Here is a 15,641-nt window from a genome sequence, read left to right on the forward strand (position 1 = left end):
CACAAAGAGCCTGGGGAAAAGACTACGATCTGTGGATAACTCATCGGCGGTTGACGCCGGTGTGACTGCCCCACCCATCGTCGTACACCCATTCGCCCCCTGTCTGATCTGCGGAAACACATCCGAGTGACAGGGGGCACAGCTGTGCCCCCACAGTGTGCACAGGATCCGCCACGCGCTGTGGACAACGGTTCGGTATCAGGTGAGCTGAGCGGTCCTGACGACCACGAGGGCCAGCGCGGCCAGCAGCACCAGTGCGCTGGTGCCGTACTGCACCAGCGTCCGCTTGTCGCGCGGGGCGTGGACCATGGCGTACCCCGTCACGACACCGGCGACCAAGCCGCCGATGTGGGCTTGCCACGCGATGTTGCCGTAGCCGAAGGTGAAGATCAGGTTGATGACGAGCAGCGCGATGACCGGCCGCATGTCGTAGTTCAGCCGGCGCATCAGTACGGCGGTGGCACCGAAGAGCCCGAAGATCGCGCCGGAGGCGCCGAGCGAGGCGGAGTTCGGGGAGGCGAGCAAGTAGGTCAGCGCGCCGCCGGCCAGCCCGGAGACGAAGTAAACCGTCAGGTAGCGGGCGCGGCCCAGAGCCGCTTCCAGAGGGCCACCGATCCACCACAGGCTCAGCATGTTGAAGCCGATGTGCCAGTACTCCTGGTGGGCGAACATCGACGTCACGAAGCGGTACCACTCACCCTCGGCGACTCCCAGGGTCGGGGTGAACGGCCTGGGGGGCCATTCCCCGATGAGGACCAGGTGCTCCACGAGCGCCGGGTCCGCGTGGATGGCGATGAACACCGCGATGTTGATCCCAATGAGGATCTTGGTGAACAGCCGCGGGTCGGCCGTCACCGTGCCGCCGGAGACCGTGCGCGGCCGGGAGGCCCGGGGGCCGTGCCCCGTGCCGGGACCACCCGCCCGGACGCAGTCCGGGCACTGGAAGCCGACCGAGGCGCTGACCATGCACTCCGGGCAGATGGGGCGGTCACAGCGGGTGCAGCGCACACCGGTCTCGCGGTCCGGGTGCCGGTAGCACCCGGGCACGCTGCGGGCGTCCTGCGCGCTGCCTGCCGCCTGGTCCTCCATCGCTTCCCCTTGTTCATCGTGGGACTGTCCCCGGCACATACCCCGCCCCGCTCTTCCTTACGGACGAGCGGGGCGTTTGGTTCCCTCGCGGGGTGTTCTCCGGTGCGACTCCGGCACGGGACGTTCCGGAGAGCGGTGGGCTCAGCCCTCGCGCTTCTCGATGACGACCGACTCGATGACGACGTCCTTGGCCGGACGGTCGTTGCGGCCGGTGGGCACGGCCGCGATGGCGTCGATGACCTTCTGGCTGGCCGGGTCGGTGACCTCGCCGAAGATGGTGTGCTTGCGGTTCAACCACGTGGTCGGGGCCACGGTGATGAAGAACTGCGAGCCGTTGGTGCCCGGGCCGGCATTGGCCATGGCCAGCAGGTACGGCTTGTTGAAGGACAGGTCCGGGTGGAACTCGTCCTCGAACTCGTAGCCCGGCCCACCGATGCCGGTGCCCAGCGGGTCACCGCCCTGGATCATGAAGCCGCTGATGACACGGTGGAAGATCGTGCCGTCGTAGAGCCGGTTCTTGCCCTTCGCGCCCGTACCCGGGTGCGTCCACTCGCGCTCGCCCTGGGCCAGTTCGACAAAGTTCTTGACCGTCACGGGCGCGTGGTTCGGGAACAGCCGGACCTCGATGTCGCCGTGGTTGGTCTTCAGGGTGGCGTAAAGCTGCTCAGCCACGATCTGCCTTCCGTTGTCTTCGTGTGATCCCCCGATCCTCGCACGGTCACGGCCATGCGTCGCCCGACGGCCACGAGTTGCGCCGGTGAGGCAGCGCACGTCGGCGATTCGTGGCAGGGTCGGCAGGAGCTCGTGTTGCCCGGATTCCGGCCCAGGAGGGCGACCGGCACCCATATGCCCGCCCTCGCATGCCGCACGGGCGGTTGACGGGCATGATCCGTAAATGGGTGGAAAGCCGAATCACCGTACGCCACCGAGGAGGAGGAACCCGTGACCCGCATCGAAAGCGTGCGCGCCGCGACCGGCTCGGCGAAGGACAGCGTGCTGCACGCCGCGGAAGTGGTGGCGCCCTACGCCGACACGGCCAAGGAACGTGCCGCGCACTACGCGCAGGAGGCACGCGTACGGCTGGCGCCGGTGGTGTCACAGGCCGCCGAACAGGCCCGCCTGCAGTACGACGCCCGACTCGCCCCGCGTCTGGAGCAGGCTCGCACACACGTACCACCGAAGGTGGACCTGGCCGCACAGGAGGCCGCTGAGCTCACCCGCAGGACCGCCCTGCAGGCCGCCGAGTACTCACGTCCGAAGATCGAGCAGGCCGTGGCCGCGGCCGGCCCGATGCGTGACGAGGCCGCCGCGCGGAGCGCCGCCGCTCTGGCCGCGCTGCGCGGTCATGTCTCGGCGGAGGAGATCCGCAAGCTGGCCCGGCGGAACGAGCGACGGGCCAAGGCCGGACGGACGGTGAAGGTGCTGGCGCTGCTGACCGTCCTGGCGGGCGGTGCGTGCGCGGCCTGGAAGTGGTGGGACAAGCAGGCCAATCCCGACTGGCTGGTGGAGCCACCCGCCGCGACGGAGGCGCCCGAGTCGGACCGGCTGAGTTCCGTGGACGGCAGCGGCGCGTCGGGGCTCGATCCCGACGCGCGGGCGAAGCAGGCCGATGAGGAGAGCCCGGACCGCGACGAGCAGGAGTAGCCCGACAGACCTGCTGCCGGCCGACGGGATGCCGGCCGTCGAGTCGGGTCATGCGGACCGGGTCGGGTTGTACGGGGCGGGTCGGTTGCACAAGTCGTGCGAGTGCCGTTCGGCGCGGGTGCGGGCCCAAGGCTCCGGCGCAGGACCGGGCTGACATGCACCCGCCGCCGCGCCGAGCGGCCCCGGGTCCACCGCTCAGCGCACGAGCGCGGTGGCCCCGACCGCGCGGGGTGGGGTGCCGGCGGCCCGGGGGCCGGCGAGGACCCGGGCCGCCGGCACCTGGTGGTGGCGGACCCGAGTGAGGCTCGTGCTGGGGGTTGTGTCACACGCGGAACGCTCCTGTGACGTGGTGGTCGTGGGTGCCGGGCTCTCCGGCCTGCGGGCGGCCCGTGCACTCGCGGCGGCCGGGGTGGACTCTTCCGACAGCGGCGGGAGGGGCGAGCGCGGGGGTCAACAGGACGCTACGCCCGTGACGGGCGCCTGCTCATGACATGACCCGCGAGTGCCACGACGGGCAGCAGGGCCGCGAGCGCCACTTGGAGAGTGCAGCCGACCACCAGGAGCGACTCGGCCCCCGGCACACCTGCCGCCCAGGCCACGAGACAGCCGACGTTCACCACGATCCAGCAGACCGTGAACACCGCCCACTGACCACTGGGTTTGGGGTACTCGACGCTACTCACCATCAGCCAGGCGACCGTCGTGATGGCCAGCAGCGTGAGCACGAAGGGCAGTTCGAGGAGGACCAGGCTGAGCACGGTGAGCGCCGCGAACGGGATGGGCATGCCCTGGAACCTCCCGTCCCGCATCGTCGTGCAGGAGAACCGGGCCAGCCTCAGCACCCCGGCGAGCAGGACGGCCACCGCGGCCACCACCACCAGCACCGGCTCGGAGGAGCCGCTGACGATTCCCCACACCACCACGAAGTAGGCAGGTGAGAGACCGAAGCTGATCAGGTCGGAGAGGTTGTCCAACTCGGCGCCCATACCCGAGCTGCGGAACCGGCGGGCGACCAGCCCGTCGCACAGGTCGAAGAGCGAGGCAAGCAGGACGAGCATCACAGCGGCAGCCGCTCCCTGCCTCACAGTGCCGATCGGTGCGTCGCCGGTCAGATAGGGAATCAGCACCGCAGTCGTCGTGAAGTAGACCGAGGTGAAACCGCAGACGGCGTTGCCTAGTGTCACCACGTCCGCCATGGAAAGCCTGATCGGCGATCCGCTGGACGTGGTGGGTGCCTCCGCTTCCGGCGTCCAGGACTCCGACAACTCCAGATCGCCAGTGGTCACCGTGCTCTCCCACCCCTGTCGCGTGCGTCGTTTCGGCAACGTCGGCATGCATCATCGCAGTTGCGGGACCTGCTTCGGATCACGATGCGGGAACGGTCCGTAGGAAGCGAGGCGGGGCCGAGGGCGTCGAGCAGGATGCCACCGAGGGGGTCGAAGCCCCGCACTCCCCGTCCGCTCTCCTCCTCCGCCCCGGCTCCGCCCCATGTGCACGGTCCCGAACGAACCAGCGCCTGGGGTCGGGTGTCATCAAAATCCTCTTTGGACTACGTTTCCGCAGTTCAAAGAGGATTTCATAGGTGGAGCCCAGGAGAAGCGAACCCGAAATCTGTACCTTTCCGCTCCGCTCTGCAGCGAACCGCGGATCCCGAACTCCGTTTGGCCCGGTGGGATGTGATCCAGCCTCGGACTTGCGCCGACGCGGACGGATCGGCTCCGGTGACGGGCGCGACCCACGGCTGCGGCCACCGTCAAGTGGGACGGTGAGGACCGCGGCCGTCAGGAACATGCCCTGGTAGGCGTGGTGTTCCGCAGACCCGGCGGTGAAGGCACTGGCCAGGGCGGGGCCGACGTAGAGAGCCCCGCCGAGCATCGCGACGCTGGTGGCTCGGGCGGCCGGAGACAGGGTGGTGGCCCAGGACTGGATCGTGGAGTGCATGAATGACCAGCCGCCACCGAGCAGCAGAGCGCACCCCACCAGCGCGGGCACGGACCGGCTGGCCGCAGCGAAACCGAACGCCACGGCCATCTGCGCCCCGCCGACCACGATCAGCCGCACCGGTGTCCAGCGCCCGACCAACTGCTTGACCATCTGCGCCGCAGCCATCGAGCCCACGCCGTACAGCGCGGACACCGCACCGGCCAGCGTCGCCGAGGCGCCCCGGTCCTCCAGCGCCGGCGCGATGTAGGTCAAGAAGCCCAGCAGGACGGCACCTTCGAGCATCGCGCGACGGCCATGACGTACCACTGCCAGCGGGAACCCAGGGCGACCTTGAACGGGGCAAGCAGCGCGCCGGGCGCTGCACGCGGCGGCTACGGAAGCCGGCGCAGGGCGAAGGCCAGGTAGACGGCGATCAAACCGGGCAGGGCGAAGACCAGCCGCCAACTGATGTGGTGCGCCAGCATCCCGGCGACGACGGTGGCCACGGCGGTGCCCAGCGCGAACGCGGTCATCAGCTCGCTGAGCGGGCGCTGGCGGACCGCGGCGGGCACGGTGTCCCCGACGTACGTGATCGATGCAGCGATGGACGCGGCGAAGCACGCGCCGGCCGCGACGCGTGCCGCGATCAGCACCGACGCGCCAGGCGCGAGCACCGAACAGAGTGCGGCGACGGCGGCCCCGGTCAGCGAGATCCGCATGACCCGCACCCGGCCCCGCCGGTCGCTCGCCAAGCCCCAGACCGGCTGCATCAGTCCGTAGGCGAGGAAACAGCCGCTGGCGGCGAGCATCACCGTGGTCAGCGGCACGCCGAATTGGACGCCGATGAGCAGCAGCATCGGGGTGATGCAGAAGCGGTCGAAGTTGCTGACGAAACCGGCTGCGCGCAGCAGACGCAGCGAGGCAACGGGCATCGGCGGGGCGGCCGGTCCGACGATGGCGGCCGGAGCCGCTGGCCCCGGCCAGGCCGGCGACTTCCTCGCGCCGCAGCCCTGGGGTACGGCGACGCCGTGAGCCGGGCAGCCCTACGTCAGCGGGCGCCAGCCGCTCGCGGCGGGAGCGCAGAAACGCGCCCGGTTCGTGGCGCGGGCCGCCGGCTTCGCTGCCGTTCACGCCGCCCCCACTCCTCACTGCACCGCCGGCCCACTCCCGGGCCATCGCACCGTGCCCAGGAGGACGGTTCCCCCGCAGCCGCACAACCGAAGTCACCTACGGCGGCGACCACGTCGACTTCCGGGGCAGCACTTTCCACGGGCCCGTCACCGGTAAGACAGCCGGGCTAGGCATCGACGACGGACAGCGCTCATACGGGGTCGAGAGACCAGGAGTCGTCGTTGATCGAGTGGTGGGTGTTCCGACCTGCGAGAATCCCGGCCAGCTCGCGGTCACCGTCTGCGGCTTCGGAGCGATGCGTCCGATCTGCCAGCCCGTCGGGGAGTAGTCGGGGAGTATCAGAGCGGTGACCAGCACCGGTGGGAAGGAGTAATGGGCACAAGGACGTCCTGAGCTCCATAGCGAAGTACACACGATGGCCGCCTCACACGGCCACGAGCCTGACCCGGTCGACGCAGAGCTTAGTCATGTCGTCGATGTCAGAGGTCAGCATGACCACAGGCCGCTGTTGCCGCAGGGCAGCCTCGGCCACGGCCGCGTCGATGGCGTACTTGTGACCGTGCAGCCCGGCCCCCATCAACAGTGCCGAGGCCGCCTTCGCCTCGTCGTCCCCCACCGGGATCACTCGCAGGCCGGACAGCAGCCAGCTCAGCCTAGCCTTGTTCGTGCGAGCGTGGACGGCCTCAATGATGGTGAGCGCACAGATCACCACCTCCATGCCACGAGAGCGCGCCTCCGCGACCAGGGCCACGACCGTTTCGTCATCGGCGAGAAGCTTGGAGAGTCCCTCGCTGTCCAGGACCAGCGTCCCCTCGTGGCTCAGCTTGCGGCGGGCCACTGGTCTTCCTCGGCGAACACCTCGTCGAACACCTGCCGCGCCCGCTGCCGCGCCTGCTCGGAGACCTGTCCGTTGCGGCTCTCGTAGTCGGCCAGGTACTCGTCCAGCACCTGCCCCCGCAGTTCCCGCTCAACGGCCGCGGCGATGAACGCGGAGAATTCCCGCTTACCGACCCGCGCCCGGATCGCCTCCGCGGTCCCCTCAGGCAGAGACAGGCTGACCCGCGTCGCCGGCCCCTCACCAATGCTGTACGTCGTCTCGGACATGGCCCCATTGTGTCAAACAAGTAGGAAACCAGAAAGCCGCGCACGGCCCGACTCACCCCCAGAGGTCCGCCGGGGCCACGGGACCAGCGCCACGAGAGTTGCGTGAGCCTGGGGGATCCAGCGGGGGAGAAAGAGCCGCCCGAATGTCGGGTTCTGCCCCTTCTGCGGCGCCCAGATACTGGCCGTGGCCGTTCAACATGGCGGACGGCGCGGCCAGAGAGCGGCTGGTCTGGTTGTCCACGCCGAGTACTTCTGTCTCTGCGTCGTCCTCGCCCTGGCCGCAGTCAACGTCGTCGAGGTCACCTCCCCCACCGCACCCGCCTGCTGCACTGGCTTGCTCCTCCGCCACCATCGCCGCGTTCCTGCTCTGAGCAGGGGCACGGGCACCGGCGGCAGAACGCCGAAGCTGTGGAATCACATCCCGTAAAGGGTGGGCAGGTCGACCAGCAGAAGGTCGTCACGGCGATCCGCCAGTTCGATCAGGTCGGGGTAGAAGCCGTGCAGGGAGTACAGGGCCAGCGTGGTGCCAGTGGTGTCGTACCCCTGGTCGGTGAGCAAGGCCCGGATGCGCTCCAGTCGTTGCAGGTCGCCGGTTCCCCGGCGGGCGGCGGTCGCCTTGGCCTCACCCAGGAGCGCGATTCTCCCGCGCGGGGCCTGTGGGCGTTCGCCGGCGGCCAGGGCGATGACGTCGACCTCGTGTTTGGTCCGGACTGCTTGGTCGGCGACCTCGGTGGTGCCGACGGGACCGGGCAGTCCGCCGGGCAGGAAGGTGTGCGCGTAGCGGCGGGTGAAGTCGCGGGCCAGGTCCTCGAAGTGCGGGCCGAGGATCTTAGAGTTGAAAGTCGGGGCGGCCTGCTGCCACACCTGCTCGGCAAAGCCCTGCTCCACGGCGGCGGCCTGCGGGAGGGTGATGAGCTGGTTGAAGCGGATGACCGGGTCGGCGAGCGTGATGACCGGATGCCGGGTACGCAGAATGTCCTGCTCACGCCTGATGTAGCCGGTGGACTCCAGCACGCCGAGCGGGTGGGCGACGGCGTTGCGGGGGCGCTCAAGGGCTGCACCGATCTTGCTGGGGGTGGTGGCGCCCTGGGCGATCGCGGTGAGGATGTCGTAGTACAGCGTGTGCTGCGTGATCCGCGGGTCCTCGCGCAGCAGGTACTCGGTCTCGGTACGCGAGTACACCGCCCTCCCCGGGTCGAGGAGCGTCCGGGTGAGCCAGGTGCCGAAGCCATCGTCCGGGTGCGGACGGGCGGCCACCGGGCGGTAGCCGGGGGCCCCTCCCAGTACCGCGTGCACCTTCAGCGCGGTCAACGGGTCGGCGATCTGCCAGAAGGCCCGGCTGTCCCGGTAGTCGAAAGCCCCCAGCCGCAGATCGACCACGGCCCTCCCCCGCAGCGGCTGCGTCCCGGAGAGCAGTTCGTGCATGACACTCATCGCAGAGCCGCACAGGATGAGCCGCGGGCCCGGCCCAGCACCCGGGCGGGCACCGCGCTGGCGCTCGTCGTAGAGCTGCTGAAGCAGTCCCGGGATCTCGGGCGAGTGCGCAAGGAGATACGGCAGCTCGTCGATCACCAACAGCGGATGTCGTGAACGAGCCATCACATCAAGAGCGTTGGACAGCACATCCCGCCAGTCGGTCAGCCGCAGACTCCCTGGCCGTAGACCTGCGTGGGCCGCGACCGCGTCACTGAACCGCTGGATCGCAGGCAGCCTCCCCTCCTCCCGGACCGCCGTGACATACAGACCGCCGACCTGCTCGGACAGCGCCTGCAGAAGGTACGACTTCCCATGCCGCCGCCGCCCCGACACCATGCCCAGCCGCATCGCCGGATCCGGATCAGTAAGAAATTCCGCGAGCAGGCCCCACTCGCGGTCCCGGTCCACCACGTCGGCCGGCTTGGCCAGCAGTCCCATCTCCACTGGACCTCCCACAAATCGACTGTGACAGATTTCGTCTAAGTCTACTTCGACAGATTCCGGGCCACTGGGATTCATCATGACCACCGCAACGGCAGGGCCCAAGGGATCGCCGGGGCAGAAGACAGCCGAGCAAACCCCCGGCATCATGGACCTCCGCCACTCCCAGTGGGCACCGATGCGCCCACTGGTGGGCACGAAAAATACCCTCTGAAGCCGCGTTTCCGCAGTTCAGAGGGCACTTACGGGGTGGAGCCTAGGGGAGTCGAACCCCTGACATCCGCCATGCAAAGACGGCGCTCTACCAACTGAGCTAAGGCCCCAGGAAGGCATGACCGACCGGAGGATGCATGTTCCCCGGCGGCGCCGCAGACCAGAGTACCGGGTCACCCCCCGTATCTCGCAAAAAGATTGGGGGTCCCCGCGGATGACCACTCTCCGTAAGATGCTCGACATGGTTCGCTGCAGCGAACCGTGGATTTTCCGCGGAAGCGATGGGGAGACGCAATGGACGCCGCACAGCAGGAAGCCACCGCCAGAGCGCGGGAGCTGCAGCGGAACTGGTACGGAGAACCGTTGGGGGCTCTCTTCCGTAGGCTCATCGACGATCTCGGGCTCAACCAGGCCCGCCTCGCAGCGGTCCTGGGGCTGTCTGCTCCGATGCTCTCGCAGCTGATGAGCGGCCAGCGGGCGAAGATCGGCAACCCCGCTGTGGTCCAGCGGGTGCAACTGCTGCAGGAGCTGGCAGCACAGGTCGTAGACGGCAGCGTCAGCGCCGCCGAGGCGACCGAGCGCATGGACGAGGTCAAGAAGTCGCAGGGGGGCTCCGTGCTCAGCAACACCACCCAGACCACGAGCGGCGCCGGGGCGCCCACGGTCAAGCGGGTGGTCCGCGAGATCCAGTCGCTGCTGCGCTCGGTGGCCGCCGCGGGCGACATCATCGACGCCGCGAATGCCCTCGCCCCCACCCACCCGGAACTGGCAGAGTTCCTACGCGTCTACGGCGCCGGCCGCACCTCCGACGCGGTTGCGCACTACCAGTCCCACCAGAACTGACCCGGGGCCAGGCCCTCGACGGGGGCCGCGGCTGGTTCCGGCCTGGACGCGGCGGGCCGTGCGCGCGGGGCGCAAGAGCCCACGAACGGACCGGAAGAGACGGCACACGGGCCGAGAGGGGGATCCGGTGCGGAAAGGGGTAGAGGGGTAGAGGGGTAGAGGGGTAGGAGGAGCAGCTGGGACAGCGGGGGCGCAGGAATCCCGGGGCCAGGGGGGAGCAGCGGACTGTCATGGGTGAGGTCTTCGCCGGCCGGTACGAACTGGTCGACCCAATCGGACGCGGTGGTGTGGGAGCCGTGTGGCGTGCCTGGGACCATCGCCGAAGGCGCTATGTGGCCGCCAAGGTGCTCCAGCAGCGCGACGCCCACTCCCTGCTGCGGTTCGTACGGGAGCAGGCCCTGCGGATCGACCACCCCCACGTCCTCGCTCCGGCCAGCTGGGCCGCCGACGACGACAAGGTCCTGTTCACCATGGACCTGGTCGCCGGCGGCTCCCTGGTCCATCTCGTCGGCGACTACGGCCCCCTGCCGCCGGTGTTCGTGTGCACCCTCCTCGACCAGCTTCTGTCAGGGCTCGCCGCCGTCCACGCGGAGGGCGTCGTACACCGGGACATCAAGCCCGCCAACGTGCTCCTCGAAGCCACCGGAACCGGTCGGCCGCGGCTGCGGCTGTCGGACTTCGGCATCGCCATGCAACTCGGTGACCCCCGGCTGACCGAGACCAACCTCGTGGTGGGTACGCCTGGCTATCTCGCGCCCGAGCAGATGCTCGGTTCCGAACCAGACTTCCCGGCCGACCTGTTCGCCGTCGGCCTGGTCGCCCTCTTTCTGCTCGAAGGGGCGAAGCCCGACGCCAAGGCGCTGATGCAGTACTTCATGGAGCACGGCACCCCGGGGCCGCCTCAAGGCATCCCCGAACCGCTGTGGCAGGTCGTGGCCACACTGCTCCAGCCCGATCCAGCGGACCGCTTCCGCACGGCCACGGGTGCACGCAAGGCCCTCATCTCCGCAGCAGAGCTCCTGCCGGAGCCCGGACCCGAGGACGAGCTGATCGAGATCTTCGACCAGATCGGCCCGCTGCCACCGGGGTTCGGTGCCGAGGGGCCCCGCGGAGAGTCCGGAGGAGTTCCCCCTGAACTGCCCTCCGGAGGTGCTTCCCTCCCGCCCTCGGGTGCTACCCCGGCTGCCGGCCCGGACGCACCCCCGGCACCCCCGACACCCCCGGCAGTCGACTCGACAGCGGCCCTGAACAGTTCCTCCCGAGCGGCTCCGGGCATGGGCGCACATGCCGGTACGCGTGTGCGTGTGGGTACGGACACGGACGAGGAAGCCTCCCCGTCCACGGGATCGGTCCCCTCCCCTGACGCGAACGCGGCGAACGCCGCGGCCGACGTGCGTGCCGGCTCCATGTCGGACACCGGGAGCTTCCGGCTCCCACCGCCCCGGGCGAACCCGGAACCCGTTCCGACTCCTCGGCCCGTACTCCTACGTGCCGAGGAGGAAAGCGCGAACCGCTTCATTTCGGCACCTGCGGTCACAGAGCCACCTTCCGCTCAGCCGCCCTCCCGTTCCCCGCACTTCCCGGATTCCTCGCCGTACGCGGCTTGGAGTGCCGTGCCGTCCCCGGCCCCGGTGCCCGAGCATCCTGCTGACACCACCACCGCTTTGTACACCGCTCAGGACCGGGAGCTTCCGCTCCAGCCCTGGATGGTTCCAGCACCGTCCGGGCAAGGGCACCGGAAGCGCCACGCGCACCGCCGTCGTGCCGGACCTCCGGCCAGGGCCACGATCCTGATCCTGCTTCTCGCGGTGGTCTGCTACGCGGTGGGCTTCTGGGCGCTGGCCCGCGTCTGAGCCCGCCGCGCCGTTACCGTCCACCCGCCGAGCACCAGCAGCAGCAGGGTCCCCAGGCCGATCCCGGCGACCGCGACCAGCTTGCTCACGAGACCGTCCCCGCCTGCGGTGGTTCCGGTCAACGCCTCCTCCCGGTCCCCTTTGGTGATGGTGAAGACGTCCGCCGGCTCGGGTGTCCCGGCATACCTGGGCCCGGCGTGCGCCCGCCCGTCCACCCGGATCCGCAGCGTCACCCCGAACGGCCCGCGCCCGAACGTGCCGGTCATGTGGTCGCTGAGGTGCAGGACCAGGTAGTACTCGCCGGCGAAGCGGACGGAGGTCACGGCGGTGGGAACGGCGTAGCGGTTGGCGTACGCCACCGGCGGCAGCGAGCCGAGAGCAGCGGATTTCTGGGTGCCGGTGTACCCGAGGGAGGCGTCGTCGACGTATCCGCGGACGGGGTTGTACAGGGAGAGGTTCAGGGCTCCGCCGACATAGCCGTGGCCGGTGGAACTACCCAGTTCGACGGAGGCGTGAAGTTGCCGGCCCCAGTCGAGCGGCACCTTGTAGAACTGGGTCTGGCCGGGCACGAGCGCGGTCCGCCAGACCCCCTGGCCCACCGGACGTGCCGAGGCGAAGCCAGCGCCTCCGGACCGGTCGCGGGGTTCGGCGGTGACCGGCTCCGGGGTGGTGGAGTCCCAGGCGTCCGGCGCGGTGGTGGGCAAGGCGTGCGCCGTGCGGGGTTCGGTGACGGGTGCGATCTCCAGGTCCCACCCCTCCGCCGAGGCGACTGCACCGGAGCCCTCCGCTTCGAGCCGTTCGACGAGCAGGTAGTAGGTCCCCGCCCCCTGGCACAGCGCGTTGCCGGCCTCGCGCTGCGCCAGGGCCGTGACCGGACGCGGGCTCAGTCCGGCGCCGAAGCGGGCGGAGGCGTAGGAGCAGGCTGTTCCGTTCGCGTCCTGGACGGACACGCGAATGCCGTCGGTGGCGGAAACGGTGGCGCTCGCTGGTGGTACGGCGGTGACGGGGACGTAGGCCGAGGCCGTGGCGGGGAGACGGAGTCGGTAGTAGAGCCTGCCGTGCCCGGGCAGGGAACTGCGGTAGACGCGGCCGGGGTCCAGTCGCTCGGCGTCCACGCTGCCCGCGGCACCCGCGATCGTACGGGCGCCAGGCGCGAAGGCGTACGCGCCCGGCCTGGCGTCGGCGACAACCACGGTTCCGCCGGGCACCGCTGCCAGGGCGCACAGACACAGCCCCAGCAGCAGGGTCATGGAGGAGCGGCCTGGGATCCGGCCGCCCCGCCGCCGCACCGCATGTCCTCGACGCCACCACACGTGCCACACCCCCTGCCGTCCCCTGCCATACCCCCTGCCGTTGTTCTGCGGCACCGGAGCAGGGCCGTGGTCCATCCTGCACCGAGCGTCCCTGCGCCATCCGGGCCATGCGGGTGGCCGTCCGAAAATCCCGGCAACACCCGGCGGCGCCCGGCCACACCTGGCGTCCCGCCGAACGGGACCGGAACCACCTACCTCACGCACCGCGCCGCCGCAACGTCTGACAACGCGAAACCCCGGCCGCTAAGGCGGCCGGGGTCTGTTCAGATTCTGGTGTCGTTACTCAGGAACCCGTGGGCACGGAGTCAGTCGCCTCCGTCCACAGATCCTGCTCGGCGCGATCCGCCTGGATCTGGCGGTACACGAGGAGCCCGCCGATGGCGGCCAGTGCGACCAGGAGCAGCTTCTTCACCGCGCGACCTCGTCTTTCCTTGACGTAGGGGACCTCTGGCGCCCGACTATACACACCGACCGATATCGATCGGTGACCTGTGCAGAGGCCCAACTCCCGCCTCCTGCAGCCCGATAGCCATGCCGGGCACCGCCTCGGCCGGAGGGTGATCACACCCGTACGGACGGTTACTTTGCTCCCGCTTCACATGTACTCGCGACGCTTTGACAGTTTCCACTCCTCTTGCACCCATCCGAGTGGTGTTCATCTGAACATCGACGCGCCATGAGCGTCGGTCCACCACTTCGCGACCCCCATACACATCATGAGGAAAGTACGCAAATCGCCCAACCTGAAAGTGAGGGGTCATGGCCCAGAACAAGGTCATGAAGCTGTGGACCGCCATCGTCACCGCCTTCCTCGCGCTGTGCACGGCACTCGGACTCGTCACCGCCACCACCGCCACCGCAACGGCCGCCCCCAAGGCCGAGAGCCCCGAAGTCGGCGAGCCCCACCCCATGGCGCCGACGATCCTGGCGATGCACCACTGGGCCTGGTCCCACACCAGGGCCCTGCCCCCCACGATGAAGCAGCGCATCCGGGCCGAGGCCCACGGCAAGTCCCCGAACTGCCGGCACCACCCGCTCACCGACACCGAGGCACAGACGGAAACCTCCGCCACCGGACAGGACCCGGCAGCGCTCGACTGCTGATCCCACCCTCGAACCACCGTCTCGCCGGCCACACCACCCGAAGCACCCACGGCGCCACCCACAGCACCCGCAGAGCGCGTGCGGCACAGCCCCGCACCGCCCACCCTCTGCACGGCGCTGTAGACACGGCACCACAAGCACGGCTCCACAAGCACGGCACGGCAGATACGGCACGGCAGATACGGCAGACACCGTAGACACGGCACTCAGGGACGGTACGAAGAAGCGCGGACGTTTCGGCACCAGGCGACTTGCGTACGCACCAGTCGACACGGAAAGACCCCCGGCCAGGCTCGGCCGGGGGTCTCGCGCCGTTACGACCTGTCACGAAGGACCTCGCGCATCGGGGCAGGAGCCCCTTGTCCGTGGTCCCCATCCTCACCTGCGCGCGCCCCTCGCACATGATCTTCGTACATGATCCTCGTACGACATGCTCGTGATCCCCGGAAAGGTGGTGAGTGCAGTCGTGAGCCGGCGCATCACCGTTGTCACTGCTGTGCACGGCCCGTCCGCCCGTTTCCTGCCGGATGCCTACGCTTCACTGTGCGCACAACGGCTCCCCGATGGCTGGGAGTGGGAGTGGGTGGTCCAGGAGGACGGCAGGACGGAGGAGGTCCGCCCCTACGTTCCGGACGAGGCACGGGTGTCCTTCCGCCAGGGCCGGCCCGGCGGTCCCGGAGTCGCCCGGACGATCGCATTGGCACGCGCGGACGGGGCGTACGTGAAGGTGCTGGACGCCGACGACCAGCTCACGCCGGGCGCACTGGCCCGCGATCTGGCCGTGCTGGAGGCGGATCGCACCATCGGTTGGACGACATCACGGGTTCTCGACCTCCTGCCCGACGGCTCCACGGCCGGCTTCCCCGGAGATCCGGAGGTCGGTCCGGTCGAACGCGGTGTCGTGCTCGACCACTGGAAGCGGAACGGTTTCCGCGCGCCGGTCCATCCGGCGACCTTGTGCGTCCGGCGGAACCTGTTGGCCGGTCTGGGCGGCTGGATGGCCCTGCCCGCCTCGGAGGACACCGGACTGCTGTTGGCGCTGAACGCGGTGAGCCGCGGCTGGTTCTCGTCGGAGGTCGGCCTGCTGTACCGCAAGTGGGACGGGCAGGCCACGGGCCAGCCGTCCCATGTGGACCCGGCCGAACATGAGGCCCGTATGGCGGTCGCGGAGAACCGGGCCCGCGTGCTGACGGATTTCCAGTGGTCCTATCCGGCCGACGGCTGATCGCCCGACAGCGGCTCGTCACCCGACAGCGGCTGACCAGCCCGCACCGAGACGACCTCCTGTCACTCCACGAACGCGATCGCCTGGGCAGGGCACTTCTCGGCCGCCTCTCGGACCTGCGGGTCATCCGAAGCGTCCTCGCGACCGGGCCGCACCACGCCGTACCCACCCTCGAACGCGAAGACGGTCGGCGCCCGGTGTGCGCACTCGGCGGAGCCGTAGCACAAGGTGCGGTCGACGGAGACCTTCATGCGTCCTCCCAGCCGTCGACGGCTCCCTGCC

Annotated in this window: 16 protein-coding genes and 1 tRNA gene; 5 read left to right on the top strand and 12 right to left on the bottom strand. The window is 69.6% G+C overall.

Annotated features, from left to right (window positions below):
• Nucleotides 1–198: 198 nt before the first annotated feature.
• Together LK06_RS15630 and LK06_RS15635 are read right to left on the bottom strand one after the other, a co-directional pair.
• The gene (locus LK06_RS15630) at nt 199–1,089 is read right to left on the bottom strand and encodes a rhomboid family intramembrane serine protease (protein ID WP_039653660.1); all 891 of its coding nucleotides are present in this window, start codon (nt 1,087–1,089) and stop codon (nt 199–201) included.
• Nucleotides 1,090–1,230: 141 nt separating this feature from the next.
• Nucleotides 1,231–1,761 carry a peptidylprolyl isomerase gene (locus tag LK06_RS15635; protein ID WP_039653662.1) on the bottom strand — a complete coding sequence of 177 codons (531 nt, stop codon included), beginning with the start codon at nt 1,759–1,761 and terminating at the stop codon, nt 1,231–1,233.
• Nucleotides 1,762–2,031: 270 nt separating this feature from the next.
• Between LK06_RS15635 and LK06_RS15640 the strand changes: the two genes are divergently transcribed.
• Complete coding sequence (locus LK06_RS15640; protein ID WP_039653664.1) at nt 2,032–2,733, top strand: DUF5324 family protein; 702 nt, start codon at nt 2,032–2,034, stop codon at nt 2,731–2,733.
• Between the two features lie 461 nt (nt 2,734–3,194).
• On the opposite strand, the gene pssA is transcribed toward LK06_RS15640, so the two are convergent.
• The 7 genes from pssA to LK06_RS15680 all read right to left on the bottom strand — a co-directional run bounded on the left by pssA (nt 3,195) and on the right by LK06_RS15680 (nt 9,131).
• Nucleotides 3,195–4,019 (bottom strand): CDP-diacylglycerol--serine O-phosphatidyltransferase, encoded by an 825-nt coding sequence (gene pssA, locus LK06_RS15645; protein WP_039653666.1) that lies wholly within the window; start codon nt 4,017–4,019, stop codon nt 3,195–3,197.
• A 79-nt stretch (nt 4,020–4,098) separates the two neighbouring features.
• Entirely contained in the window at nt 4,099–4,959 is an 861-nt protein-coding gene (locus tag LK06_RS35260) for an MFS transporter (RefSeq protein ID WP_086083694.1), read from the bottom strand.
• 89 nt (nt 4,960–5,048) lie between these two features.
• A complete protein-coding gene (locus LK06_RS15655) occupies nt 5,049–5,588 on the bottom strand; it encodes an MFS transporter (RefSeq protein WP_063891034.1) in 540 nt (179 codons plus the stop codon).
• 623 nt (nt 5,589–6,211) lie between these two features.
• Nucleotides 6,212–6,625 (bottom strand): DNA-binding protein, encoded by a 414-nt coding sequence (locus LK06_RS15665; protein ID WP_043433446.1) that lies wholly within the window; start codon nt 6,623–6,625, stop codon nt 6,212–6,214.
• Nucleotides 6,607–6,891, bottom strand: coding sequence for a hypothetical protein (locus LK06_RS15670; RefSeq protein WP_039653670.1), 285 nt, complete (start codon nt 6,889–6,891; stop codon nt 6,607–6,609). Before LK06_RS15670 ends, LK06_RS15665 begins: the two co-directional genes overlap by 19 nt.
• Before the next feature lie 414 nt (nt 6,892–7,305).
• A complete protein-coding gene (locus LK06_RS15675) occupies nt 7,306–8,805 on the bottom strand; it encodes an AAA family ATPase (protein ID WP_411572785.1) in 1,500 nt (499 codons plus the stop codon).
• 253 nt (nt 8,806–9,058) lie between these two features.
• Nucleotides 9,059–9,131 (bottom strand) — tRNA-Ala (locus LK06_RS15680).
• Nucleotides 9,132–9,315: 184 nt separating this feature from the next.
• On the opposite strand from LK06_RS15680, the gene LK06_RS15685 reads away from it, so the two are divergent.
• Together LK06_RS15685 and LK06_RS15690 are read left to right on the top strand one after the other, a co-directional pair.
• Nucleotides 9,316–9,864: a helix-turn-helix domain-containing protein gene (locus tag LK06_RS15685; protein WP_039653674.1), complete on the top strand. Its 549-nt coding sequence runs from the start codon at nt 9,316–9,318 to the stop codon at nt 9,862–9,864.
• A 230-nt stretch (nt 9,865–10,094) separates the two neighbouring features.
• On the top strand, nt 10,095–11,717 hold the full coding sequence (locus LK06_RS15690) for a serine/threonine-protein kinase (RefSeq protein ID WP_043404737.1): 1,623 nt from the start codon (nt 10,095–10,097) through the stop codon (nt 11,715–11,717).
• Here LK06_RS15690 and LK06_RS15695 read toward each other — a convergent pair.
• Together LK06_RS15695 and LK06_RS34060 are read right to left on the bottom strand one after the other, a co-directional pair.
• On the bottom strand, nt 11,681–12,967 hold the full coding sequence (locus LK06_RS15695) for a hypothetical protein (protein ID WP_086083336.1): 1,287 nt from the start codon (nt 12,965–12,967) through the stop codon (nt 11,681–11,683). The genes LK06_RS15690 and LK06_RS15695 overlap by 37 nt on opposite strands.
• A 346-nt stretch (nt 12,968–13,313) precedes the next feature.
• Nucleotides 13,314–13,442 (bottom strand): DLW-39 family protein, encoded by a 129-nt coding sequence (locus LK06_RS34060; RefSeq protein WP_003999697.1) that lies wholly within the window; start codon nt 13,440–13,442, stop codon nt 13,314–13,316.
• Nucleotides 13,443–13,789: 347 nt separating this feature from the next.
• Here LK06_RS34060 and LK06_RS15705 point away from each other — a divergent pair, with 347 nt between their 5' ends.
• Both LK06_RS15705 and LK06_RS15710 read left to right on the top strand, forming a co-directional pair.
• Complete coding sequence (locus LK06_RS15705) at nt 13,790–14,134, top strand: DUF6344 domain-containing protein (protein WP_039653681.1); 345 nt, start codon at nt 13,790–13,792, stop codon at nt 14,132–14,134.
• 430 nt (nt 14,135–14,564) lie between these two features.
• Complete coding sequence (locus LK06_RS15710; RefSeq protein ID WP_174673881.1) at nt 14,565–15,359, top strand: glycosyltransferase family 2 protein; 795 nt, start codon at nt 14,565–14,567, stop codon at nt 15,357–15,359.
• A 62-nt stretch (nt 15,360–15,421) separates the two neighbouring features.
• Here LK06_RS15710 and LK06_RS15715 read toward each other — a convergent pair whose 3' ends face one another.
• On the bottom strand, nt 15,422–15,610 hold the full coding sequence (locus LK06_RS15715) for a ferredoxin (RefSeq protein ID WP_039653682.1): 189 nt from the start codon (nt 15,608–15,610) through the stop codon (nt 15,422–15,424).
• Between the last annotated feature and the right edge of the window lie 31 nt (nt 15,611–15,641).

The sequence above is a fragment of the Streptomyces pluripotens genome (assembly GCF_000802245.2).
In the GTDB taxonomy this organism is placed as follows: domain Bacteria; phylum Actinomycetota; class Actinomycetes; order Streptomycetales; family Streptomycetaceae; genus Streptomyces; species Streptomyces pluripotens.